This is a genomic window from Lentzea sp. NBRC 102530 (assembly GCF_030269365.1).
Classification (GTDB): Bacteria; Actinomycetota; Actinomycetes; order Mycobacteriales; family Pseudonocardiaceae; genus Lentzea.
In genome coordinates this window covers 207761-230349 of the sequence record NZ_BSTF01000012.1, presented here as the reverse complement: position 1 = coordinate 230349, position 22589 = coordinate 207761, and the positions used below count along the sequence as shown (strand labels likewise).

Genomic DNA, 22589 nt, shown 5'->3' with positions numbered 1-22589 from the left:
AAGAAGTGACCGCCGAACCGTCTCAGATGCGGGCAGACGCCCGCGAGAACCGGGCACGCGTGCTGGCCGTCGCCCGCGACCTGTTCGCCGAACGCGGGCTGGAGGTGCCGATGGCCGCGATCGCCCGGCGCGCCCAGGTCGGCGTCGCGACGTTGTACCGGCGCTTTCCCACCAAGGAATCGCTGGTCATGGAGGCCTTCGCGGAGCAGTTCGCGGTGTGCCAGGCCGTCATCGACGAGGCGTTGCAGGACCCCGACCCGTGGCGGGGTTTTTCCACCGTGATCGAGAAGGTTTGTTTGTTGCAGGCGTCTGACCGTGGGTTCACCGCGGCGTTCACGGCGTCGTTCCCCGAACTGCACTCCGAGGTGCGTGACCGCACGTGGGCGGACTTCAGCGCGTTGGTGCAACGCGCGAAGGACAGCGGCTCGTTGCGCGCGGACTTCTCGCCGCACGACCTGACGCTGGTGCTGCTGGCCAACGCCGGGTTGTCCGGCGTGCCGGTGGAAACAGCGATGGCCGCGTCCCGCCGGCTGGTCGCGTACCTGCTGGAGTCGTTCCGCAGTGGCACGGACGCTCTGCCGCCGCCCGTGCCACTGAGTTTGGACCTGGTGCTCTCCTAGCCCGGATGCGCGCCGACGGTGTCGCGAATCATCGCGCCGAGGTCCGCCGAGCCCGAGCGCGCGCAGTGGGCGCAGCAGAAGAACTTGCCCTCCACCTCCACGCCGTGCCCGATCACCCGGCAGTCGCAGTGCTCGCAGCGCGGCGCGAGCCGTTGGATCGCGCACTCGAAGCTGTCGAACGTGTGCACGCCGCCGCCGACGGTGCGCACCTCGAAGGCCATCCAGTACTCGTTGCCACAGACGTCACAGGTCGCCATGCGCGGAAGACTGCGGCAGGTCAGGCGGGTCGGCAACTCGAACGTCGAGCCGCGCGACGAGCGTCTTCGGGGCGATCACCCGATAGGCGTCCTCGACGAGGTCCGCGATGACGTCCCAGTCGGTGGGCACGTCCAGGTACACGCCGAGCCAGCCGCGGTGGCCGACGTAGGGCGGGCGGAAGTAGCGGGCCGGCGCCTGGGCGACGAGGGTTTCCTGGACGCCGGGGTGTGCGGCGCACCAGAACGCGCTGCGGTCGTCGTGGTGGTGGTCGGCCAGCGTCACGAAGGTCTTCTTGCCGCGGACGAACCACGTGGGCTCGCCGTGGCTCAGGCGTTCGGTCACCTCGGGGAGGGCGAGGCAGAGGCGCCGCAGGTTCTCGAGTGCGTCCACTCCGCCATCCTGCGCCACTTCACGCGTCCACACCCCGTCCACAAAGGACGGATCGAGGGAATGCGGAAGCCCGTTTCCGAGCGGGACCGGCCGGATTCGAACCGGCGTTCTCCCTCCGTCCCGGAGGGCGCGTCGACCACTGCGCTACAGGCCCCATCGCCACCGCACCCTTCACACTAGTCGGGGAAGTCCGGGCCGTATGCCCTGCGAAAGTGTTGGACCCAATAAGGTTCACGGACCAACCTCGAACTGGACGGTGTCGTGCCAGGGATCGACTACTACGAGTTGCTCGGTGTCAACCGGGGCGCCAGCGCCTCGGAGATCAAGTCGGCCTACCGCTCTCTCGCCAAGGTCATGCACCCCGACGCGGGTGGGACGTCTGGCGGCTTCCGCCTGCTCCAGGAGGCCTACGAGACGCTGAAGGACCCGGTCCGCCGCGCCGACTACGACCGCCCGGCCAGGTCCGCGACGACGGTCGTCCGCCCCGCGACACGCCCGCGACCTCGCCGAACAGGCCACACGGGCAGGCTGCGCGACTTCGGCGACGACCCGAACTACATGGCACCGCGCCCCCGAGTCGACCTGGGCTCGATGGAGTGGTGGAACCGCATCGACCTGGGCGCACGAGTCCGCTACGTCCCCGCCACCGGCCTCGGCCACGCCCCCGCGGCGGCCGCGATCGGTGGGTGGTTCGTCCTGCTCATCCCGTTGACGCTCCCTCTGTCACCACTCCTGCTGGCCGTCTGGCTACCCCTCGTCGCGGGCGCCGGTTACGGCGCGTTCCGACTGGTGCGCCGCTACCTGGCCGTCGCGCGGGCCGAACGGGCGTTCGCCGGCGAGTACGACGGGAACACCATCTTCGGCCGTCCGGGTGAAAACAGACGCGAACGGCTGACCGCCGGATTGCTCACGGAGTACATGACGCAACTACCGGGCGTGCGCATCTTCCACGGCCTCGCCTGGCCCGGATCCGTCTTCACCGACGTCGACCACGCCCTGCTCTGCGGCCGCCGCCTGGTCCTCATCGAGTCGAAGTCGTGGCTCCCCGGCCACTACTACTGCGACGAGGACGGCGAACTGTGGCGCAACGGCCACCCGTTCCGCGGCGGCTCCTCGTCATTGCTCGACAGCGTCGAGCGCTTCGCAGAACTCCTGCCGTGGCTCGAGATCCGCGGCGCCGTGATCGTCTACCCGAGCCGCGCCGGCGAGGTCACCTGCGACGACGACCTCGACTACGAGGTGCCGCCGATGACGCCGGAGCAGTTCGTCGACGAGATGGGCGACTGGCTGGCCGACGACCCGGCGACGGTGGACCGCGAGGCGTTGCGGGTGCTGGTGCGCCAGGTGGTGTCCGAGGTGCGGGTGGCCGGGGCCTGACGTGGAACCGAGCCACCACGTGAACATTTACATCGACCCGTCCTTCACCACGTTCAGCCGAACGACAAGACCTTCCTCGCAAGAACAGTCGACTGCGGTTCGACGAATCGGTTACAGCATTGATGGAAGCGCCGCCGAAAGACTGGAGCGACACTTCCACTTCGCCAGGACCTCGGCACAGGCGCATTCCTCGCGTTGGACCTGTTAGCCATGCTGCGCCAGCACATCGCCTGACGCATAGTGGCTCATGGAGCCGTCTGACCAGCTGCGTCGAGCGCATCGGGTGACTTCCAGGATCTGAACCTCGCGGGTCTCGTTCGTTCATCGTCCACACCGAAGCGGCATGGTCATTCTACCGACTTCCCTTGAACGGCAAGGACTTCAAGTCCCACGAGAAGCAGAAGTGGGACTTCTGCGCATACCCGGGGTCCTGCCGCAGAACGAACGCCTACACCTACGTGTAGCAAGTCATCCCACCCAGAAACGAGTGCAAACCCGGACAGCTCCAACGCCCGCTGCGTCGCGCACCCGATCTTCGAAAATTTCCTGAAAGACCTGAAGCGCAGCACGATTCCGAACGGCAACCACCTTGACGGGCCGGTCATCCGCAACATCAACCCAGGCCGACCACATGTAGCGTCCGGACCGCGCGGCTACACCGGCCGAGGCTTGATTCCGAGCAGACCGCGGAGCTTCTCCAGGGCGCGATGCTGGGCGACGCGGACGGCGCCCGGCGTCGTCGACAGCAGGTCCGCCGTCTCTTTTGCGGACAGGCCGACCACCAGCCGGCACACCAAGATGTCGCGCTGACTCTCGCTCAGCGTTCCCAGCATCCCCTGAACCTTCCGCACCAACTCCGCCCGCAACGCACTCTGCTCAGGGCCGCCGCACTCGTCCTGAACATCGGGAAGTTCGGCCGCAGGCGTCGTCCGATCCCGGCCCTTCCTGCGGTAGAAGTCGGCAACCTTGCGTCCGGCGATGCCGAAGACGAAGGCGCCGAACCCGTGCCCTTCGTTCCGGTACGACGGCAGCGCGGTCAGCACCGCGAACAGGGTTTCCTGCGCTACGTCGTCGGCGGACGCATCAGTGCCGCTGCCGATGATCCGGGCCCGGCAGTAGCGGACGACGCGAGGCTGCAGACGGGCAAGCAGCTCGCTGGTCGCTTGCCGATCTCCCCGCACCGCGGCCTCGACGAAGACGCCGTAGGCCGCGTCGGAGTCGATGAGGGACGTCATCAGGAGTCCTCCAACAGGAACCCATGGTTTTGATGTTGACGCAGTCATGCAAACACATACCGATGTACACAGTCAACAACACATATGGTGTGCGCTAGGCTCACAGACATTCCTCAGGGAGGTGTGCATGCCGGAAGACACGCTGGTGACGGCTGCGGAGATCGCCCGGTTGGCGAACGTGGGCAGAGCCGCAGTGGGAAACTGGCGAAAGCGGTACTCGGACTTTCCCGAGCCGGTGACCGGCCCCGGAAGTTCTCCAGCGTTCCGCCTTGTCGAGGTCGAACGCTGGCTGCGCAGACAGCGGAAGCTGAGCGACAGCGAACCTGCGGACGCCCTGTGGCTCGCGCTGAACGCCGGTCGACACGACACGGACGCCCTGGAACTGGTCGCCGACGTGGCGACCCATCTGCGCAACCCGCTCGCGGCCGAACTGCCCAACGAGATCCGGCACCTGCTCGACGACCTGACCGAGCTGCCGCTTGACGACCTCGTGGAGTCGCTCACCGGGCGGGTCCTCGACCGGCAGCAGCGCCAGCACCTGGTAACTCCGACTGACCTGGCTCGGCTGATGGTCGAACTCACCGCCCCGGTGATCGGCACAGTGTTCGATCCGGCATGCGGCGCGGGGAACATCCTGCGAGCCGCAGGACTCTCTGGAGCAGACCGTCTGGTCGGCCAGGAGATTCACTCCACGTTGGCGAGGTTGGCCAGGGCACGGCTGGCGGAGCCGGTGCCGGCGGACATCGCGACGGGTGACGCACTGCGCGCCGACGCGTTCACGGACCTGCAGGCCGACGCCGTCGTATGCGATCCACCCTTCGGTTACAGGGACTGGGGGCACGACGAGCTGGGTATGGACCCGCGCTGGGAGTACGGGTACCCGTTGAAAGGTGAACCCGAGCTGGCGTGGGTGCAGCACTGCCTCGCCCACGTGAAGCCGGGAGGCTCGGTGGTGCTGGCACTCCCGGCTGGTGTGGCCTTCCGCCGGTCGGGACGAGTGATTCGACAAGCGCTGCTGCGCCGGGGCGTGGTCCGTGCGGTGATCGCGTTGCCTGCCGGGGTGCTGATGTCCACCGGCATTCCGATTCATCTGTGGGTGCTGCGCAAACCGGACTCCGGTGGCGTCGGCCCGGTCCTGCTCATGGACATGAGCCACCACCAGCCGTCACGGCGCGGGCAGGTGGACTGGCCCGCCCTCCGCGACGAGGTGGTGGACGCATGGCGCGAGTTCGGGAACACCGGAACGGTGAAGGAGGTCTCGGGCACGCAGCAGGTTTTCGAGCCGATTCACCTGCTCGACCAAGACGTCGACCTCACCCCCGCCCGGCACCTGCCGCAGCCGCAATCGACACTGGACCCCCGCACGCTCGAACGCACCAGACAGGACCTGGCTCGACTGCTGGAGGAGCTCGGCGGCCTGCTGCCGGAGTTCTCTGGCAGCAGACGAGGACCGCAGGCGACCACAACGATCAACGATCTCGCGCGCGCGGGCGCACTGGTGGTACGCCAGCACGTCGGGCCGCTGCCCGTGGACGAGGCCGGTTCGGGTCCGCCGGTGCTGACCGGACGTGACGTGGTGATCGGGAGCGAACCGGAGGGTCGCTTCGGTGGAACGGACGAACACGACCCCATCCACCTGATTCCCGGTGACCTGGTGGTGCCGCTGGTCGTCGTTGAACAACAACACCCGAACCGGGTGATCGACACCGACGGACTCGTCCTCGGGCCAGGCCTGACCCTCATCCGGGTAGACCCGAAGCAGTTGGACGTGCACTTCCTCGCAGCCCAGATCCGCGTCAACAGCGACGCCAGGTCGAGCAGCACGACGTCCTCGGGTTCCCGCAGGATCGACCTGCGCCGCATCGAGGTACCGGTGCTGGATCTGGACCGGCAGCGACAGCTCGGCGCAGCATTCCAGCGGCTCGACGCGTTCCAGTCGAAACTGCGCGTCGCCGCCTCGCTGGGCGCCGACCTGGCCCACCAGTTGACTGAAGGACTCGCTCGCGGAGCCGTGGAGCCACCCGAGTAGAAACGTCCTCTGTTGCCCTGACGACATGCCGGAAGTCCCCCGAACCCCAAGGGAGAATTTGTGAGCAGTACGCACACGAGGTTGGCAAGCCTCATCTGGTCGGTGGCCGACCTGTTGCGCGGCGACTACAAGCAGTCCGAGTACGGCAAGGTCATCCTGCCGTTCACGGTGTTGCGCCGACTCGACTGCGTGCTCGCGCCGACCAAGGAAGCCGTGCTGGCGCGCAAGGCCAAGCTCGCAGCTCAGGGCGTGCAGAACCTCGCGATGCTCAAACGCGCGACTGGCGGACTCAGCTTCTACAACACCTCGAAGCTCGACTTCCAGTCCGCGGTACGCGACCAGGACAACGTCGCGAACAATCTCAAGTCCTACATCGGCGCGTTCTCAGAGAACGCCCGGGAGATCTTCGAAGCGTACGAGTTCACCGCTCAGCTGAGCCGCCTCGACGGAGCCGGCCTGACCTACCAGGTCGCCTCGAAGTTCGCGGAGATCGATCTCAGGCCGATAGCGGTGGACAACCACCAGATGGGCTACGCGTTCGAGGAGCTGATTCGGCGGTTCTCGGAAATCTCGAACGAGACCGCCGGCGAGCACTTCACGCCGCGTGAGGTCATCGAACTGATGGTGAACCTCCTCCTCGCCCCGGACGAGCAGGACTTGACGACGCCCGGCGTGGTGAAGACCGTGCTGGACCCGGCGTGCGGAACAGGCGGGATGCTCACCGCTGCCGAGGAGTTCATCCTCAAACACAACCCGCAAGCCACGGTCGTACCGCATGGCCAGGAGCTCAACGCCGAGTCCTACGCCATCTGCAAGTCAGACATGATGATCAGGGGCGAGAACTCGTCGAACATCCAGCTCGGCAACTCGTTCAGCCACGACAAGCATTACGGCAAGACGTTCGACTACCTACTCGCCAACCCGCCGTTCGGGGTGGAATGGAAGAAGGTCAAGGACGACGTCGAGGCCGAAGCGAAGATCGGATACGCAGGTCGGTTCGGCGCGGGGCTACCGCGAATCAACGACGGCTCGCTGATGTTCCTCCAGCACATGATCCACCACATGAAGAAGCCGGAGCAGGGCGGCTCACGCCTCGCGATCGTCTTCAACGGCTCGCCGCTGTTCAGCGGCGCCGCCGAGTCAGGCGAGTCGAAGATCCGCCAATGGATTCTGGAGAACGACTGGCTGGAAGCAGTTGTCGCACTACCGGACCAGCTCTTCTACAACACCGGCATCTCCACGTACTTCTGGATTCTCACCAACCGCAAGGACGAGGCGCACCGAGGCAAGGTGATCCTGCTCGACGCGCGCGAGCACTGGTCGAAGATGCGCAAGTCGTTGGGCGACAAGCGCAAGTACGTCCCGGAGCAGGGCATTGCGGAGCTCACCGAGCTGTATGCGAGGGCTTTGACCGCCGCAGAGGACACCGAGCACCCGATGCACGAGAAGGTGAAGGTCTTCGCTCCCAGGGATTTCGGCTACCAGCGCATCACCGTGGAACGACCACTGAAGCTCCGCTTCGAGATCACCGAGGAAGCCCTCACCGAGCTGGAAGACGCAAAGCCACTGGCCAAGTACGAGAGCCGGGACAAGCTGGTCGAGGCCCTGCGTGGCCTGGTCGACCGACCAGCCGCGAAGCGTAAGATCGACTTCGCGAAGACGTTGAAGGAGACGCTGGCGCCGCTTGGCAAACTGCCCGTGGCCGTCGACAAGGCCATCTGGGCCGCGGTGTCGATCAGCGACCCCGACGGCGAGTTGCAGACCGACGCCAAAGGCAACCCTCTGCCCGACCCGGACCTGCGCGACAACGAGAACGTCCCAATGGATGAGGACATCGACGCGTACATGGCCCGCGAGGTCCTGCCACATGTGGCGGACGCATGGGTGGATCACACGAAGACCAAAGTGGGCTACGAGATCCCGTTCACGCGCCATTTCTACAAGTACACGCCGCCGCGGCCGCTCGACGAGATCGATACCGAATTGAAGGATCTGGAAGCGCAGATCCAGCTCCTGCTGAGCGAGGTGACGCAATGAGCCTCCGCATCCGGCACCTCGCCGAGGTCAACCCGTCCACTCCCAGATTCGACCGTCTTTCGCCGGACGAGCACGTCACCTTCATGCCGCTAGAAGCAGTCTGGGCCGACCACAGGCTGGACATGAGCCGAACGCGCCCCAAGAGTGAAGTCTCAACCGGGTACACCCGGTTCCAAGAAAATGACATAATAGTCCCGAAAGTGACTCCGACATTTCAAGCGGGTCGATCCGCGATCATGAGCGTTCTTACGAACAACGCAGGAGCCGGAAGCACTGAACTTCACATATTGAGACCAAAGCAAGGGACAGAGTCCCGCTTTCTTCGATATGTGGTGACGTCGACACCATTCCTGTCGATGGGCGTCGCCTCCTTTCAAGGAGTTGCCGGACTCCAACGAGTTCCCGAAGACTTCATACGCGACTTCCCAGTGGCCAGAATGTCAATGCAAGAACAGCGACGGATCGCCGACTTCCTCGACGCCGAAACTTCCAAAATAGATAAGGTCAAGCGCCTGCGAAGCGTTCAGCTCAGCCTGCTCGCCGAGCGTGAACGTGCAGTTATTGATCGATACATGGTGACAGAAACAGACCAGCGGGTAGCGCTGTCGCGCCTGTGCAGGATCCAAACAGGAGTCACGGTCGACAGCAGTCGCAAAACCGACAACAGCGAGCTTCGCCCCTACCTTCGAGTCGCAAACGTAAAGGCGGATGGACTCGATCTGACGGACGTCACCTCCATCCTGGTCGACCGGCCACAGGCCAAGCGCGCAGAATTGCGATTCGGCGACGTCCTCATGACGGAAGGAGGGGATATCGACAAGCTCGGACGGGGCACCTTGTGGTCAGGCGAAATTGACGGATGCCTGCATCAGAACCATGTATTCGCAGTCCGTCCCGGACCACGAATTTCCGGCCACTACCTCGCACTTCTGACCAGGACCACACTGGCTCGATCCTACTTCGAAATGACGGGGGCTAAAACGACCAATCTAGCATCAACCAGCGCCTCGAAAATCCTGGCGTTCCGCGTTCCACTTCCAAGCTTGAGTGAACAAAAAAGACGAGCTCATGCAACCACTCAGGAAATTACAAAAATTTCAGAGCTGGCGACCACCCTCAACCAGCAGATAAAGCTGCTGACTGAACGACGACAGGCGTTGATCACTGCTGCTGTCACAGGCCAACTCGACGTGACGACGGCGCGGTCCGGAGTGCATTGATTTGTAGGCAGAGGCCGCGCACGACGAGCAGAGGCGCGGCCTCTGATCGAGAGGCGGTCGAACCGGCCGATGTCTCGAGCTGCGGCAGGCCGGGCGGTTTCAACGCAGGGGTTGTTCGGGTCGAGCGCGCCGGCGTTCACCGGACAGACTTCGCCAGCACAGGTTCCATCGTCTACCACGTGCCCGCGGCGCACCAGATCCACATCATCAGACCCGGTCATTCCGTGGGGCTTCCGGACGACCGACGGTACAAGTGCATTCGCCCGCTGACACCGGGGCGAATGGTCGGTCATCACCGAGAAACACAATCACAGCGAGTTCCCTGTGTCGGTGCGACCGTTGCGGCAGGGCGCGTGAGACCAGCATCTACAGCGGATCGGTCGGTGCAGACCACCACGGATTTAGGCATCGAGCTGCTGACAGCGCAACAAGTCTCGAATGGCGTCGACCTGACGCCCACAACCAGTAACACTCGTTCGGCGGCTGACGACGTTCCGCAACATGCGGGTCACCGCCCGCCACGCCAAGGTGGCGTTGAATGATCGACGGGCCGGCAGTGTCGCCCAGTGAGAGGACGATCCGATGGCCGTGCACACGGAGCTGAAGTTCGAGGACGCCATCGAGGCGACCATGATCAAGGCTGGGTGGCAGCAGGGGCGGCGCCGCGACTACGACCCGGAACTCGGCTTGGACACCGAGCAACTGGCTGCCTTCGTCAACGCGACTCAAGCGGACGTGTGGACACAGCTGAGAGTGCACTACGGCGACAGCATCGGTGAGGCACGTCGGGCGTTCGCCCGCCACGTCGCCAAGGAGATCGACAAGCGCGGCGCGGTCGACGTGCTGCGGCACGGTGTGCGAGACCGAGGACACCTGATCCGGCTCGCATACTTCCGTCCCGCGCACACGCTCGCCGACGACGCGTTGTTCCTTTACGAGCAGAACCGGCTGTCGGTGACCCGTCAGCTCGCTTACTCCGGGCGAGACCGCGGCAAGGAGCTCGACCTGGCGCTGTTCGTCAACGGCATCCCGGTCGCCACAGCCGAGCTGAAGAATCCGCTCACCGGGCAGACCGTCGAAGATGCGAAGGAGCAATACCGGCACTGCAGGGACCCGCGAGAGCTGCTGTTCGCCAAGCGGACGCTCGTGCACTTCGCCGTCGATCCCGACCTGGTCTTCCTTACGACGCGACTCGCTCGCGAGCAGACGCGATTCCTGCCTTTCAACACCGGCTCCGCGGGTCCAGGAAGCCACGGCGGAGCGGGCAACCCGCCCGCGGAACCCGGCCGATACCGGACCTCCTACCTGTGGGAGGAGGTCTGGCAGCCCGAGGCATGGCTCGACATTCTCCGCCGCTTCGTACACATGGAGGAGGGCACGCAGCTGCGCGGTGGCCGCAAGCCAGGCCCGCACTCGAGAAACCTGATCTTCCCCCGCTACCACCAGTGGCACACGGTGCGGTCCCTGGTCGACCACGCCGCCCAACACGGCGCCGGCCAGAACTACCTGGTGGAGCACTCAGCCGGTTCCGGCAAGTCCAACACCATCGCGTGGTTGGCGCACCGCCTGTCGAACCTGCACGGGGCAGACGACCAGCAGGTCTTCGACAAGGTCGTCGTGATCACCGACCGATCGGTGCTGGACCGGCAGTTGCAGGACACCATCTACCAGTTCGAGCACCGCGCGGGTGTGGTCTCCAAGATCAGCAACAAGGCGGAGGGTTCCAAGTCGGAGCAGGTCGCCGAGAAGCTGGCAGGCGAGACGACGAAGATCCTGATCGTGACCCTCCAGACTTTCCCGTACGTGCTGGAGAAAGTGGACGGCCTGCGCGGGAAGCGGTTCGCGATCATCATCGACGAGGCCCACTCGTCGCAATCGGGCGAGTCGGCGGCCGCGCTCAAGCGGGTACTGACGAAGCTCGGCAGCGATGACATCGACGAGGACAACGACCCGCTCACCGCCGCGGCGCTGGCGCGTGGGCAACACGACAGCTTGTCCTACTTCGCGTTCACCGCCACGCCGAAACCGAAGACGCTGGAACTCTTCGGGACCCGTAGGGGCGAGACGTGGCGGCCGTTCCACGTCTACTCGATGCGCCAGGCCATCGAGGAGGGGTTCATCCTCGACGTGCTGCGCAACTACGTCACCTACAAGACGTACTGGCGGCTTGTAGGTGACGATGACCACGAGGTGGACCAGCGCAAGGCCAGCGCTGCACTGGCCAGGTTCGCCGTGCTGAGCCCGAACAGCCTGGAGCAGCGCGCCGAACTCATCGTGGAGCACTTCGTCAAGCACACCCGCGGACGGCTGGGCGGCCGGGCCAAGGCGATGGTGGTGACCCGCTCCCGCGAACACGCGGTGAAGCTCTACCGCAAGATCAAGGCCTATGCCGACATGCGCGGGTACGAGGGTTGCGGGGTGCTCGTCGCGTTCTCGGGCGAGGTGAAAGTGGACAACCTCGACTCCGACAAAGTCACCGAGCCTTCGTTGAACAGCTTCAGCGAGGCGGCGCTGCCGAAAGCGTTCGCCTACACCCGCGCCGACGACCCGAACGCGGCGACCACCCCAAGGCCGGAATACCGCATCCTCGTCGTGGCCGAGAAGTACCAGACCGGGTTCGACCAGCCGTTGCTGACAACGATGTACGTGGACAAGGCGCTCAAGGGCGTTGCCGCGGTGCAGACGCTGTCCCGACTCAACCGCACCCATCCGCGCAAAGGACAGGATGACCTGTTCGTTCTGGACCTCGCCAACGAGGCCGAGGACGTCCAGCAGGCGTTCAAGCCGTTCTTCGAAACGACGATCACCAATTCGACCGACCCGAACCTGATCTACGACGCGGAACGGGCGGTGATGGACCACCAACTGCTCGTCGAGTCGGAGATGGAGGCGTTCGCCGACGAGTACCTGCGCGCACAGCAGTTCACTGGTGAGGGGACCGAGTGGAACCACGCGCACGCCGCGCTGTACCGGCTCACCGACCCGGCGCGCGACCGGTTCGCCCAACTCCTGGAAGACGAATCGGAACAGGCCGAAGCGTTCCGCTCCGACCTACGCGATTACGTCCGCAAGTACGGGTTCCTCGCCCAGGTCGTCGGCTACCCCGACCGCACGCTGGAACGGCTCTACGTCTACGGCAAGATGCTCCTCCCGAGGCTGCCCCGTCGGCAGGACCCCGGCGTCGACCTCGGCCAGGTCGATCTCACCCACCTTCGGATCGGCAAGACCGGTGAGCACAACATGGCACTCGCTGCCGAGGGAGAGCAAGTGCTTCCGGGATTCACCGGAGAAGGCGGTGGGGCGCAGCAGGAACGCCCCGTCTCGTCTCTCGCCGAGCTGATAGCGGAGCTGAACGAACGATTCGGCAGCAACCTCGGCGAGAGCGATCTCGTGCGTGGACCGGCGGAAGCGGCGATGTCCGAACCGCAGGTGCGGGCCGCGGCGTTCGCCAACGACGAAGAGAACTTCGGGCACGTCTTCGACGAGGTGTTCGAGGACAAGCTGTACGAACGCATCGAGAACGACACCAAGGCGGTGCAGATGTTCGCCGATGACGCGCAGTTCAACTCTGAGCTGAAGAGCATCGCCCGTCGCTACGCCTACGAGTCGCTACGCCGGGACGTGACCTGATCCATGACCCCACGACGGACCCTGGCCGAGCGGTACGAGCTCACATCGCCAATCGGCCGCGGAGGAATGGGCGAGGTGTGGTCCGGCTACGACAAGCGGCTGGACCGGTCAGTCGCCGTCAAGCTGCTGCGTCCCGACGTGCTGCCGCTCGGCTCTGACCACACGACCCTGGTCAAGCGGTTCCTGCGTGAGGCACGGCTCACCGCACGCGTGGAGCACCCTGGCGTGCCAGCGGTGTTCGACGCGGGTACGGAGGGGAACGAGCTGTACCTGGTGATGCAGTTCGTCCCCGGGATCGACCTGGGTGACTTCCTCGTCCAGCACCAGCCGGTGCCCGTGGACTGGGCAACAGCCGTAGCTGCACAGGTCGCGTCGGTACTGGCCGCGGCACACGCGCAGTCCCTCGTGCACCGCGACCTCAAGCCTGGCAACGTGATGGTCAAGCCTGATGGCACGGTCACCGTGTTGGACTTCGGCGTCGCGACATTGCTGGAAGCGGATCTGACCCGGCTCACGACCACCGGCGAAGCCGTTGGCAGCCCCGCCTACATGTCTCCCGAGCAGGTTCTCGGCGGTGTCCCCAACCCGCGCAGCGACCTTTACGCACTGGGCTGCATCTTGCACGAGCTCCTCGCGGGCACGCGGCCCTTCACCGCTGAGGGAACCTATCCGGCGATGCGCCAGCACGTGGAGGAGCCACCGCCACCCTTGCGGACACAACGTGCCGACACGCCGGTCGAGATCGAGGAACTGGTCCTGCACCTGCTCGCCAAGGCACCGGAAGACCGCCCGACCGACGCACAGGAGGTCTACGAGCGACTGCTGCCCTTCCTGCCCACGCCGCAGTCGGGTGTCCGTTCCGACGCACCATCGAGCCCTTCCGATCCCACCCGCCCGTATCGGCAACCGTTCGCTCCTCATAGCCGGGGCCACTCGCATCGATCGGTGCCCGCGCCCATTCGAACGCCGAACTTCACCGGCACGCGCGACGAGGCGGCCGAACTGGTTCTGGCAGGTCGGTTCACCCAGGCAGCGGAGCTGCTGGAGAACCTCCTCGGAAATGTCAGTGCGGTCGAACTACCGCGCGCCCAACACCGAGGTATCCGGCTCCAACTGGCGAACACCCTGCTGCTCGGCGGCGACTATGCGCGCGCTCTCGCGCAGTACGAACTCCTCGTTGCTGAGATCCAGCCCGAACGGGGCGCCGAGGACGGGGACGTCCTGCACTGGCGGGTGCAGATCGCAACTTGCCACGCCGCACTCGGTGACGCATCCGAAGCCCTAGCGCACCTGGGACCAGTGCTGGAAGTGCGGCAACGACAACTTGGCCCCATCGACGACGAGATCATCGAACTGCGCCGGGAAGCGGCTAGATTGCGGGCATCGGCCGGAGACGCGCAAGAAGCCGAAGCACAGGTTCGCGCGCTGCTCGCCGACCTCGGTCCTGCACATCCGCGGAGAAGCGAACTCCGCGCAATGCTGGGCCGGCTCATGGGTTGACGCGCAGAATTGCCACGCGTGGGCAGGCGCGCGTCTCTTGATCAACATTGGCAGGGGAAGTCCGAACGGCCACGACACCCCTCTGGCACCTGAGGCCGTTCGGAGAGCGTCATACCGCGTTCTCGCTCAACCAGGCGGCTGCGCCTGTCGGGGCGGCACCGGTCCGTCCCGCATGCGATGCTCTCCCCATGACCCGCACGGTGTGCCTCGCGCAGAACCCCGACGCGGACGCACTCCTCGCGTCGGACATGTTCGCCCTGCTGACTGGAATGTTGCTGGACCAGCAGATCCCGATGGAGAAGGCCTTCTCCGGCCCCAAGGTCCTCGCCGACCGCATGGGCGGGCTGGACGTCCACCGCATCGCCGAGGCCGACCCCGAGGCCTTCGCCGCCATCATGGCCACGCCTCCCGCCGTGCACCGGTTCCCCGGCTCGATGGCCAAGCGGGTGCAGGCGATGGCGCAGTTCGTGGTCGAGACGTACGACGGGGACGTCACGAGGATCTGGGCCGACGGGGACGGGGCCGCGGTGTTCAAGCGGCTCAAGGCGCTGCCCGGGTTCGGGGACCAGAAGGCCAAGATCTTCCTCGCCCTTTTGGGCAAGCAGTTCGGGGTCACGCCGGAGGGGTGGCGGAAGGCCGCGGGGAGCTACGGGGACGAAGGAAGCCGACGTAGCGTGGCTGATGTGCGCGATTCGAAGTCGTTGCTGGAGGTGCGCGACTTCAAGAAGGCCGCGAAGGCCGCCGCGAAGAAGTAGCCGGGGAGTTCATCGTCTGGTCCACTGGTCGAACGCCGCCTGCCAGACCGGAGTGCGATCTTGAGCGCTTCGGGAGAGAAGGGGCGTTTCCGTTGCGCATCAAGACGATCGGTGTCCTCACGGTCCTCACGCTGGGGCTGACCATCAGCACCGCTGACGCCGCTACGGCGTGGCCCGGTGCTGCTGCCACGCAGACGGCTGACGGGTCGAACGTGTTCGGCAAGAACCTCAGCGGGGTGTCGTTCGAGAGCCAGGGTGTCGTGTGGGCGGTGAAGAACGGGCCCTCGACGCTGTACCGGCTGGTGCCGAGCGGGAGCACGTGGAAGGTCGAGTCCAAGCGGTCGCTGAAGTTCCGCAACGGCGGGGGTGACCCGGACGCCGAGGGTGTCGTGAGCACGCCGGACGGGTTGTTCGTGGTCAGCGAGCGGGACAACGACAACGGTGACGTCAGTTCGCCGATGGTGCTCAAGGTCGGCACCGGCAGCAACGCGACGAACGAGTGGAAGCTGCCCGGGATGCCCTCGGTGGAACCCAATGAGGGGCCCGAGGGGATCTCGTGGATTCCCGACTCGTTCCTGACGGCGCAGGGGTTCAGGGACGACGCCGGCAAGGTCTACAACCCCGCCGACTACCCGAACCACGGAACGGGGCTGGTCGCGGTCGGGCTGGAGGCGACCGGCGGGATCTTCCTCTACGCGCTGCAGGACAGCGGGGCGAAGCTGGTCGCGAAGTTCGCCAGCGGGCAGAAGGAGGTCATGGACCTCGAGTGGGAAGGTTCGAGGCTCTGGGCCACCTGCGACAACAACTGCAGCGGGCGGGCCACGACCCTGGCCATCACGAACGGCAAGTTCACGCTCAAGGCCACGTACGACCGACCCGCCAAGCTGCCGAACGTGAACCTCGAAGGCTTTGCCCTGGCGCCGACGTGCGTCAACGGCAAGAAGACGGCCCTCTGGACGGACGACGACAACACCAAGGGTCACGCCTTGCACACGGGGTCGCTGAACTGCACGGCCTAGGCGGAAAAGTGTCGGGGTGCGGAACTAAGCTGCGCCGCGTGACCGCACCCCACATTCCCGGCCTGACCGCACTGAGACCGCTGGGGGCGGGCGGGTTCGCCACGGTGTACACCGCCCACCAGGCGCAACTCGGGCGCGACGTGGCCGTGAAGATCGACAACCGGGTCCTCGTCGACGAACGGGACCGGCGGCGGTTCCTCCGCGAGGCGCAGGCCGCGGCCAAGCTCTCCGGACATCCGCACGTCGTCGGGGTGCACGACGCGAACATCACCGCGCAGGGCACGCCGTACATCGTCATGGAGCTGTGCACGGGCGGGTCGCTCGCCGACCAGCTCGACAACACCGGGCCGTTGCACCCCGATCAGGTGCGGGACCTCGGGATCAAGCTCGCGGACGCGCTGGCGGCCGCGCACCAGGCCGGGGTGCTGCACCGGGACATCAAGCCCGGCAACATCCTCGTCGACCGGTACGGGACGCCGAAGCTCGCGGACTTCGGGCTCGCGGCGTTGCTCGACGCGCAGGGCGGCAGCACGGTCACGCGGGACGCCCTGAGCCCCAGCTACGCGCCGCCCGAGGCGTTCGCGATGGCCGAGCCGACGCCGCAGGCGGACGTCTACAGCCTCGCCGCCACGCTCTACACGTTGCTCGCGGGCAAGCCGCCGCGGCCGGTGCCGTGGCCGATCACGTCGTTCGACCAGCTCGGTGAGATCCTGCGCCGGCCCGTGCCCGCGGTGCCCGGGGTGCCCGCCGCGTTGCACGAGGCACTGGCGCGGGCGCTGCACCCGGACGCCAACCTGCGCACGCCCAGCGCGGCGCAGCTGCGGGACGAACTGGTCGACCCGATGCGGATGCCGACCGTGCCGGTCCCGCAACCGCCCAAGCGCAAGATCTGGCCACTGGTCGCAGCGGCGGGAGCGGTCGTCGCGATCGTCGCGGGCGTGCTCATCTGGAACCCGTTCGGCGGGGAGCAGAAGACGAACGCGCAGGGTGCCGGGCCGTCGACCACGCAGCAGGGCGGCGCGGAGGACATCCCGCCGTACCTGAAGAAGTGCGACTCCGGGTTCTGCATCGAGACGTCGACCTGCTTCCGCGGCATCACGAACATCGGCGGCATGCCGGCGGTGGCCAGGAAGGTCAGCAGCTGCTCGGACCTGCACTACTGGGAGGCGTTCGCCGGCGGCTGGCTCTCCGGCGAGATCCCGGCGGTCGACTCGGACGAGCTGATGGCGTCGCCGGAGCTGAAGGACGTCTGCACGGCCGCGGTGATGAAGGCGAACTCGCGCCCGACCGTGGACACGACGGGCTGGGAGATGAGCGCCGTCGGGTTCAAGGACGGCACCCGCAACTACTTCCTCTGCCTCGCGTCGCAGCCGGAGGCGGGAGAGGTCGTCACCAGCGCGTTCGGCGGCTGAGGCACAGCGGCGGAAATCCACTTGCGACGGTCGCTAACGTAGACCGACGTGCGTGTTCACGCCGATTTGATCATTGCCGGCTTCCGAAGGTATTCGACCTACCGACAAGCGATGCTGGCCGGGATGACCACGAACGTGGTCTTCGGCCTGCTGCGGGTCGCCGTTCTCGTCGCCGCTCTCAAGGCTGCCGACGGCGAGATCGCCGACTACGACGTCGCTGCCGCCAACACGTACGTCTGGATCGGGCAGGGGCTGCTCGGGTTCGTCCTGTTGTGGGGAACCAACGAGCTCGCCGAGCGAGTGCGATCCGGTGACGTGGTAGTAGATCTGTACAGGCCGTGGAACCTGCAGGGCGCCCTTCTCGCGGAGGACGTCGGGCGGAGCGGGTACGCGTTCCTCACGCGCCTCGCCCCGCCGATGGTGTTCGGCATGGTGCTGTTCCCGTTCCAGTTCCCGCAGAACGCCTTCCAGTGGCCGTTGTTCGCCCTCAGCGCGCTGATCGCGCTGGTGATCAGCTTCGGCTTCCGGTTCCTCATCGACCTCAGCTCGTTCTGGTTGCTCGACAACCGGGGGCTCTACGGGTTCTGGAACATCTCGTCCGGTCTGCTGTGCGGCCTGACGGTGCCCATCTCGTTCTTCCCGGAGTGGGCGCGCGAGGTGCTCTGGCTGACGCCGTTCCCGGCGATCCTGCAGGCACCGATCGACGTGTTCCTCGGGCACGGTGACCCGGCCAAGATCCTTGCGCTGCAGGCGTTCTGGGCCGTGGTGATCATCGCGATCGGCCACTTCACGCTGAACCGCGCCGTGCGGAAGGTGGTGCTGCAGGGTGGCTGAGACCATCTACCCCAGGCTGATCGGCGCGCGTCTGAAGAGCCAGATGTCGTACCGCGTGTCGTTCGCGATGGACTTCTTGACGCAGGTGCTGGCCCAGGGCTATGAGCTGATCGTCATCCTCATCCTCTTCACCCGGATCGACGCGCTGGGCGGCTTCTCGCAGAACGAGGTGCTGCTGATGTACGCGTTCGCGGGCGCGGCGTTCGGTGTCGCGGACCTCTTCGCGGGGCAGCTCGACCACCTGCCGACCTACATCCGCACCGGCAGCTTCGACGTGCTGCTGATGCGACCGCTCCGGTTGTTGCCGCAGATCATGTGCTCCGACATCCGGCTCAGGAGGATCGGGCGCATCACCGGTGCGCTCGCGGTGATGGGCTACGCGCTCGCGCACGTCGACGTCGCGTGGTCGCCGGCCAAGGTGCTGCTCACCGTGCTCACGCCGATCGCGGGCGCGGTCATCTACAGCGCGGTGTGGGTGGTGGCCTGCTCGATCTGCTTCTGGATCGTGGAGGGCCGCGAGTTCGCCAACGCGGTCACCTACGGCAGCAACGCCTTCACGTCGTACCCGATCAACGTCTACTCCCGGCCGCTGCGCTGGGTGATGGCGTTCATCGTGCCGGGGGCGTTCGTCGCGTACTACCCGAGCCTCGCGCTGCTCGAAAAGCAAGATCCGATCGGCCTGCCGGGCTGGGTCGGCTGGACATCACCGCTCGTCGCGGCACTGGCCGCGGGCGTCGCCGCGCTGGTGTGGCGGTTCGCGGTCAGGCACTACCGGGGGACGGGATCATGATCGAGGTCAGGGAGCTCCGCAGGGAGTTCAAGGTCGCCACGTCGAAAGGCCTGCGGCGCAACTACAAGACGGTCACCGCGGTCGACGGGGTCACGTTCGACGTGCAGGCGGGCGAGGCCGTCGGGTACGTCGGGCCGAACGGCGCCGGCAAGTCCACGACGATCAAGATGCTGACCGGGATCCTGGTGCCGAGCAGCGGGCACATCAGGGTGCACGGCGTCGATCCGTCACGGCAGCGGCGCGATCTCGCCAAGCGCATCGGCGTCGTGTTCGGCCAGCGCAGCCAGCTCTGGTGGGACCTGCCGCTGAAGGACAGCTTCGACCTGCTCAGGTCCATCTACCGGGTGTCCGCGCAGGACTACCGGACGCGGCTCGACGAATGCGTCGAACTCCTCGGCCTGCAAGAGCTCCTGGTCACGCCGGTGCGACAGCTCTCGCTGGGGCAGCGGATGCGCGGCGAGATCACCGCCGCCCTGCTGCACGCCCCGGAACTGCTGGTGCTGGACGAGCCGACGATCGGCCTGGACCTCGAGTCGAAGGAACGCCTGCGGGAGTTCCTCGCGGACCTCAACGCCCGCCGCGGCACGACGTTGCTGCTCACCACGCACGACCTGGACGACATCGAACGCCTCTGCCCGCGGCTGATGGTGATCGACCGCGGCCGGGTGCTCGCCGACGGACCGCTCGACGACCTGCGCGCCGAGGTCACCCCGGAACGGGAGCTGGTCATCGACCTCAGGGAACCCGGACCTGCGCCGGACGTCCCTGGAGTAACGGCGGTGCGCAGCGAGGCGAACGGGTTGCGCCACCACCTCACGTTCAGGAGAGCGGAGACGACGGCGGCGCAGTTGATCACCCAGGTGGTGCGGCAGGTGGAGGTCCACGACCTCGCCGTCGTGGAGCCCGAAATCGACGACGTCATCCGCAAGCTCTACCAACGCCAACTCGATCAACCAGTTACTCGGTAGAGTTGTATACAACAGAACCGGACACTTCGGGCATAGGAGAGCGAATGCGCCTTGTTGGAACGCTGGCAGCGGTTGCCCTCGCGCTGGGCAGCCTCACGGCCTGCGACACGATCCAGGGCGTCAGCGACACCGCGGACAAGGTGAAGCTGTGCGCCGACGCGATCCAGCTCGTGGGGTTCTCGCCGGACATGTCCGACCCCCAGAAGGCTCTGGAGGAGACGCAGGCCAAGGCGAAGGAGCTGGAGACCCTCGCGGGCTCCGCGCCGGACGAGCAGGTGAAGAAGGCTCTCGAAGAGGCCGCGAACGGCATGCAGAACGTCAGCTCCGCGGCGGACTGGGTGCAGCAGAAGGCGGACCTCGTCGCGAAGGTGTCCTCGGCCTGCGGCGGATGAGCACTTGAGCCCTGTTGCGCACCTCCGGCGGCGGCCTAGGCTTTAGGCCTACCTCAAGCCGCACACCGGAGGTGTCGCAACCCATGCAAGCAACAGTGGGTGACAGGCTCCACGTCCACAGCCGTTCCATCGGACTCGAGGAGCGCCTCGGCGAGATCCTCGAAGTCCGCGGGAACGACGGACACCCGCCCTACCTCGTCAGGTTCAACGACGGGCACGAAGGGCTGGTGTTCCCGGGGCCCGACTGCGTTGTCGAGCCGCGGGGAACGGTCTAACCCAGCACGGTCGCGATGAGCTCCTCGGCCAGCTGAGGAGTCGCTGCCGCCACCCCTGACCACCGGTGGGTCAGGTCGGGTTCGAACGTGAACGGCCGCCCGTGCAGGTCGAGCAGCACTCCTCCCGCCGCGGGCACGGTGACCAGGGCCGTCGCGAGGTCCATGATCCGGTGTGTGTCGCTGCCGGGGTCGATGAACGCGTCGACCGTGCCCTCCGCGACGAGCATGGTCTCCAGGCAGGTCGTGCACAGCACGCGGATCCGGTCGGCCCGGTTCGCGATGCGCAGCCACGCGTCCTGAGTGCCTGTCTTGGGGCGCATCAAGCACACCGACGCGCCGTCCAACGTGGTGCGTCCGGTGGTGCGGAACGACGTCGGCACCCCTGCGCGCGCATGCCACGCACGGCCCGTGTCGAACCACGTCGTGAGGGCTTCTTTCGCGGTGCCGTCTTCGACGAGCGCACCGGCGAAGCAAGAGAGGGGAACGCCGAACGCGGCGTTCGCGGACCCGTCGACCGGGTCGATGACCAGGGTGATCGACGAGCCGTTGTCGACGAACCCCGCCTCTTCGGAGAGCAGGTTCACGCGATTGCGGTGGATGGACTCCAGGATCGCGTCCTCGACGATGCGGTCGACGCGCATCGTCGGTGTTCCGTCGGCGCCGTCCGCGACTTCCTCGCGGAGTTCGGCGCGGGTGTGCAGGGATCGGGCGCGTCCGTACGCCGCCGACGCCGCGCGGGCGGCGTCGGCGAGCGCAGGATGCACGTCATCGGTGAGCTGTGGCTGGGGCACGTCCCATTGAATGCGCACGTGCCCCACACTGCCACGAACTCAGATGAGGCCGAGGCCCTTCACGGCGTCGCGCTCCTCGACGAGCTCGGCGACCGAGGCGTCGATGCGGGCGCGGGAGAACTCGTCGATCTCCAGGCCCTGGATGATCTCGTACTCGCCGTTCGCGCACTTGACCGGGAACGACGAGATGATGCCCTCGGGCACGCCGTACGAACCGTCCGACGGGATGGCCATCGAGGTCCACTCGGTGCCGTTGACCCAGTCGTAGATGTGGTCGATGGCGGCGTTGGCGGCCGAAGCGGCCGACGAGGCGCCACGGGCCTCGATGATCGCCGCACCGCGCTTCGCGACGGTCGGGATGAAGTCGTTCTCCAGCCAGGCCTGGTCGTTCACGGCCTCGGCGGCGGTCTTGCCACCGACCTTGGCGTGGAACAGGTCCGGGTACTGGGTGGCCGAGTGGTTGCCCCAGATCGTCATGTTCTCGATGTCGGTGACCGCGACGCCGAGCTTCTTCGCGAGCTGCGAGAGGGCGCGGTTGTGGTCCAGGCGCGTCATCGCGGTGAAGCGCTCGCGCGGGACGTCCGGCGCGTGCTGCTGGGCGATGAGGGCGTTGGTGTTGGCCGGGTTGCCGACCACGAGGACCTTCACGTCGTCAGCGGCGCCGGCGTTGATCGCCTCGCCCTGCGGCTTGAAGATGCCACCGTTGGCCTCGAGCAGGTCGCCGCGCTCCATGCCCTTGGTGCGGGGGCGGGCGCCGACGAGCAGGGCCACGTTCACGCCGTCGAACGCGGTCTTCGCGTCGTCGGTGATCGTGATTCCCTTGAGCAGCGGGAAGGCGCAGTCGTCGAGCTCCATCGCGGTGCCCTCGGCGGCCTTCAGCGCCGGGGTGATCTCCAGCAGCCGCAGGTTGACCGGGGTGTCCGGGCCGAGCAGGTGGCCGGAAGCGATGCGGAAGAGCAGTGCGTAGCCGATCTGGCCGGCCGCACCGGTGACAGTGACGTTCACGGGCGTGCGGGTCATGAGCCTTCCCGAATGACGGTCCTCGTTGACGTCGGGC

The 22589-nt window shown here is 66.4% G+C and carries 20 protein-coding genes and 1 tRNA gene; 15 read left to right on the top strand and 6 right to left on the bottom strand.

Going from position 1 to position 22589, the window contains the following annotated elements:
* Nucleotides 1–5 precede the first annotated feature (5 nt).
* Nucleotides 6–620, top strand: a complete 615-nt coding sequence (locus QSK25_RS30255; RefSeq protein ID WP_285643262.1) for a TetR/AcrR family transcriptional regulator — start codon at nt 6–8, stop codon at nt 618–620.
* On the opposite strand, the gene QSK25_RS30250 is transcribed toward QSK25_RS30255, so the two are convergent.
* The 3 genes from QSK25_RS30250 to QSK25_RS30240 all read right to left on the bottom strand — a co-directional run bounded on the left by QSK25_RS30250 (nt 617) and on the right by QSK25_RS30240 (nt 1423).
* Nucleotides 617–877 (bottom strand): metallothionein, encoded by a 261-nt coding sequence (locus tag QSK25_RS30250; protein ID WP_285643261.1) that lies wholly within the window; start codon nt 875–877, stop codon nt 617–619. The genes QSK25_RS30255 and QSK25_RS30250 overlap by 4 nt on opposite strands.
* Complete coding sequence (locus tag QSK25_RS30245; RefSeq protein WP_285643260.1) at nt 864–1268, bottom strand: MmcQ/YjbR family DNA-binding protein; 405 nt, start codon at nt 1266–1268, stop codon at nt 864–866. The genes QSK25_RS30250 and QSK25_RS30245 overlap by 14 nt, the downstream gene beginning before the upstream one ends.
* Before the next feature lie 81 nt (nt 1269–1349).
* Nucleotides 1350–1423: transfer RNA gene (locus QSK25_RS30240), tRNA-Pro, on the bottom strand.
* Between the two features lie 106 nt (nt 1424–1529).
* On the opposite strand from QSK25_RS30240, the gene QSK25_RS30235 reads away from it, so the two are divergent.
* The gene (locus tag QSK25_RS30235) at nt 1530–2645 is read left to right on the top strand and encodes a J domain-containing protein (RefSeq protein ID WP_285643259.1); all 1116 of its coding nucleotides are present in this window, start codon (nt 1530–1532) and stop codon (nt 2643–2645) included.
* 653 nt (nt 2646–3298) lie between these two features.
* On the opposite strand, the gene shbA is transcribed toward QSK25_RS30235, so the two are convergent.
* Nucleotides 3299–3880 carry an RNA polymerase sigma factor ShbA gene (shbA, locus tag QSK25_RS30230; protein WP_285643258.1) on the bottom strand — a complete coding sequence of 194 codons (582 nt, stop codon included), beginning with the start codon at nt 3878–3880 and terminating at the stop codon, nt 3299–3301.
* On the opposite strand from shbA, the gene QSK25_RS30225 reads away from it, so the two are divergent.
* The 13 genes from QSK25_RS30225 to QSK25_RS30165 all read left to right on the top strand — a co-directional run bounded on the left by QSK25_RS30225 (nt 3867) and on the right by QSK25_RS30165 (nt 20741).
* Nucleotides 3867–5909 carry an N-6 DNA methylase gene (locus tag QSK25_RS30225; RefSeq protein ID WP_285643256.1) on the top strand — a complete coding sequence of 681 codons (2043 nt, stop codon included), beginning with the start codon at nt 3867–3869 and terminating at the stop codon, nt 5907–5909. The genes shbA and QSK25_RS30225 overlap by 14 nt on opposite strands.
* Before the next feature lie 60 nt (nt 5910–5969).
* The gene (locus QSK25_RS30220; protein ID WP_285643254.1) at nt 5970–7946 is read left to right on the top strand and encodes a type I restriction-modification system subunit M; all 1977 of its coding nucleotides are present in this window, start codon (nt 5970–5972) and stop codon (nt 7944–7946) included.
* Nucleotides 7943–9166, top strand: a complete 1224-nt coding sequence (locus tag QSK25_RS30215; RefSeq protein WP_285643253.1) for a restriction endonuclease subunit S — start codon at nt 7943–7945, stop codon at nt 9164–9166. The genes QSK25_RS30220 and QSK25_RS30215 overlap by 4 nt, the downstream gene beginning before the upstream one ends.
* A 582-nt stretch (nt 9167–9748) precedes the next feature.
* Complete coding sequence (locus QSK25_RS30210; protein ID WP_285643252.1) at nt 9749–12796, top strand: type I restriction endonuclease subunit R; 3048 nt, start codon at nt 9749–9751, stop codon at nt 12794–12796.
* A 3-nt stretch (nt 12797–12799) separates the two neighbouring features.
* Nucleotides 12800–14296 (top strand): serine/threonine-protein kinase, encoded by a 1497-nt coding sequence (locus QSK25_RS30205; RefSeq protein ID WP_285643251.1) that lies wholly within the window; start codon nt 12800–12802, stop codon nt 14294–14296.
* 188 nt (nt 14297–14484) lie between these two features.
* On the top strand, nt 14485–15051 hold the full coding sequence (locus QSK25_RS30200) for an HhH-GPD-type base excision DNA repair protein (protein ID WP_285643249.1): 567 nt from the start codon (nt 14485–14487) through the stop codon (nt 15049–15051).
* A 92-nt stretch (nt 15052–15143) separates the two neighbouring features.
* Nucleotides 15144–16070 (top strand): SdiA-regulated/phytase-like domain-containing protein, encoded by a 927-nt coding sequence (locus QSK25_RS30195; RefSeq protein WP_285643247.1) that lies wholly within the window; start codon nt 15144–15146, stop codon nt 16068–16070.
* Between the two features lie 38 nt (nt 16071–16108).
* The gene (locus QSK25_RS30190) at nt 16109–17482 is read left to right on the top strand and encodes a serine/threonine-protein kinase (protein WP_285643244.1); all 1374 of its coding nucleotides are present in this window, start codon (nt 16109–16111) and stop codon (nt 17480–17482) included.
* Between the two features lie 123 nt (nt 17483–17605).
* Nucleotides 17606–18316, top strand: a complete 711-nt coding sequence (locus QSK25_RS30185) for an ABC transporter permease (protein ID WP_285643243.1) — start codon at nt 17606–17608, stop codon at nt 18314–18316.
* Nucleotides 18309–19106: an ABC transporter permease gene (locus QSK25_RS30180; protein WP_285643240.1), complete on the top strand. Its 798-nt coding sequence runs from the start codon at nt 18309–18311 to the stop codon at nt 19104–19106. Before QSK25_RS30185 ends, QSK25_RS30180 begins: the two co-directional genes overlap by 8 nt.
* Entirely contained in the window at nt 19103–20074 is a 972-nt protein-coding gene (locus QSK25_RS30175; RefSeq protein WP_285643239.1) for an ABC transporter ATP-binding protein, read from the top strand. Before QSK25_RS30180 ends, QSK25_RS30175 begins: the two co-directional genes overlap by 4 nt.
* Before the next feature lie 44 nt (nt 20075–20118).
* Complete coding sequence (locus QSK25_RS30170) at nt 20119–20466, top strand: DUF8711 family protein (protein WP_285643238.1); 348 nt, start codon at nt 20119–20121, stop codon at nt 20464–20466.
* Between the two features lie 83 nt (nt 20467–20549).
* A complete protein-coding gene (locus tag QSK25_RS30165) occupies nt 20550–20741 on the top strand; it encodes a DUF1918 domain-containing protein (protein ID WP_285643237.1) in 192 nt (63 codons plus the stop codon).
* On the opposite strand, the gene QSK25_RS30160 is transcribed toward QSK25_RS30165, so the two are convergent.
* Entirely contained in the window at nt 20738–21550 is an 813-nt protein-coding gene (locus QSK25_RS30160) for an inositol monophosphatase family protein (protein ID WP_285643235.1), read from the bottom strand. The genes QSK25_RS30165 and QSK25_RS30160 overlap by 4 nt on opposite strands.
* Before the next feature lie 21 nt (nt 21551–21571).
* Nucleotides 21572–22552 carry a malate dehydrogenase gene (locus tag QSK25_RS30155; RefSeq protein ID WP_285643232.1) on the bottom strand — a complete coding sequence of 327 codons (981 nt, stop codon included), beginning with the start codon at nt 22550–22552 and terminating at the stop codon, nt 21572–21574.
* Nucleotides 22553–22589 lie beyond the last annotated feature (37 nt).

Excerpts from the sequence above, each read along its gene's own strand:
- QSK25_RS30170 (WP_285643238.1), top strand. The coding sequence starts at position 20,119 with ATGCGCCTTGTTGGAACGCTGGCAGCGGTTGCCCTCGCGCTGGGCAGC.
- QSK25_RS30200 (WP_285643249.1), top strand. The coding sequence starts at position 14,485 with ATGACCCGCACGGTGTGCCTCGCGCAGAACCCCGACGCGGACGCACTC.
- QSK25_RS30185 (WP_285643243.1), top strand. The coding sequence starts at position 17,606 with ATGACCACGAACGTGGTCTTCGGCCTGCTGCGGGTCGCCGTTCTCGTC.
- QSK25_RS30225 (WP_285643256.1), top strand. The coding sequence starts at position 3,867 with ATGAGGGACGTCATCAGGAGTCCTCCAACAGGAACCCATGGTTTTGAT.
- QSK25_RS30175 (WP_285643239.1), top strand. The coding sequence starts at position 19,103 with ATGATCGAGGTCAGGGAGCTCCGCAGGGAGTTCAAGGTCGCCACGTCG.
- QSK25_RS30250 (WP_285643261.1), bottom strand. The coding sequence starts at position 877 with ATGGCGACCTGTGACGTCTGTGGCAACGAGTACTGGATGGCCTTCGAG.
- QSK25_RS30155 (WP_285643232.1), bottom strand. The coding sequence starts at position 22,552 with ATGACCCGCACGCCCGTGAACGTCACTGTCACCGGTGCGGCCGGCCAG.
- shbA (WP_285643258.1), bottom strand. The coding sequence starts at position 3,880 with ATGACGTCCCTCATCGACTCCGACGCGGCCTACGGCGTCTTCGTCGAG.
- QSK25_RS30205 (WP_285643251.1), top strand. The coding sequence starts at position 12,800 with ATGACCCCACGACGGACCCTGGCCGAGCGGTACGAGCTCACATCGCCA.
- QSK25_RS30210 (WP_285643252.1), top strand. The coding sequence starts at position 9,749 with ATGGCCGTGCACACGGAGCTGAAGTTCGAGGACGCCATCGAGGCGACC.
- QSK25_RS30165 (WP_285643237.1), top strand. The coding sequence starts at position 20,550 with ATGCAAGCAACAGTGGGTGACAGGCTCCACGTCCACAGCCGTTCCATC.
- QSK25_RS30215 (WP_285643253.1), top strand. The coding sequence starts at position 7,943 with ATGAGCCTCCGCATCCGGCACCTCGCCGAGGTCAACCCGTCCACTCCC.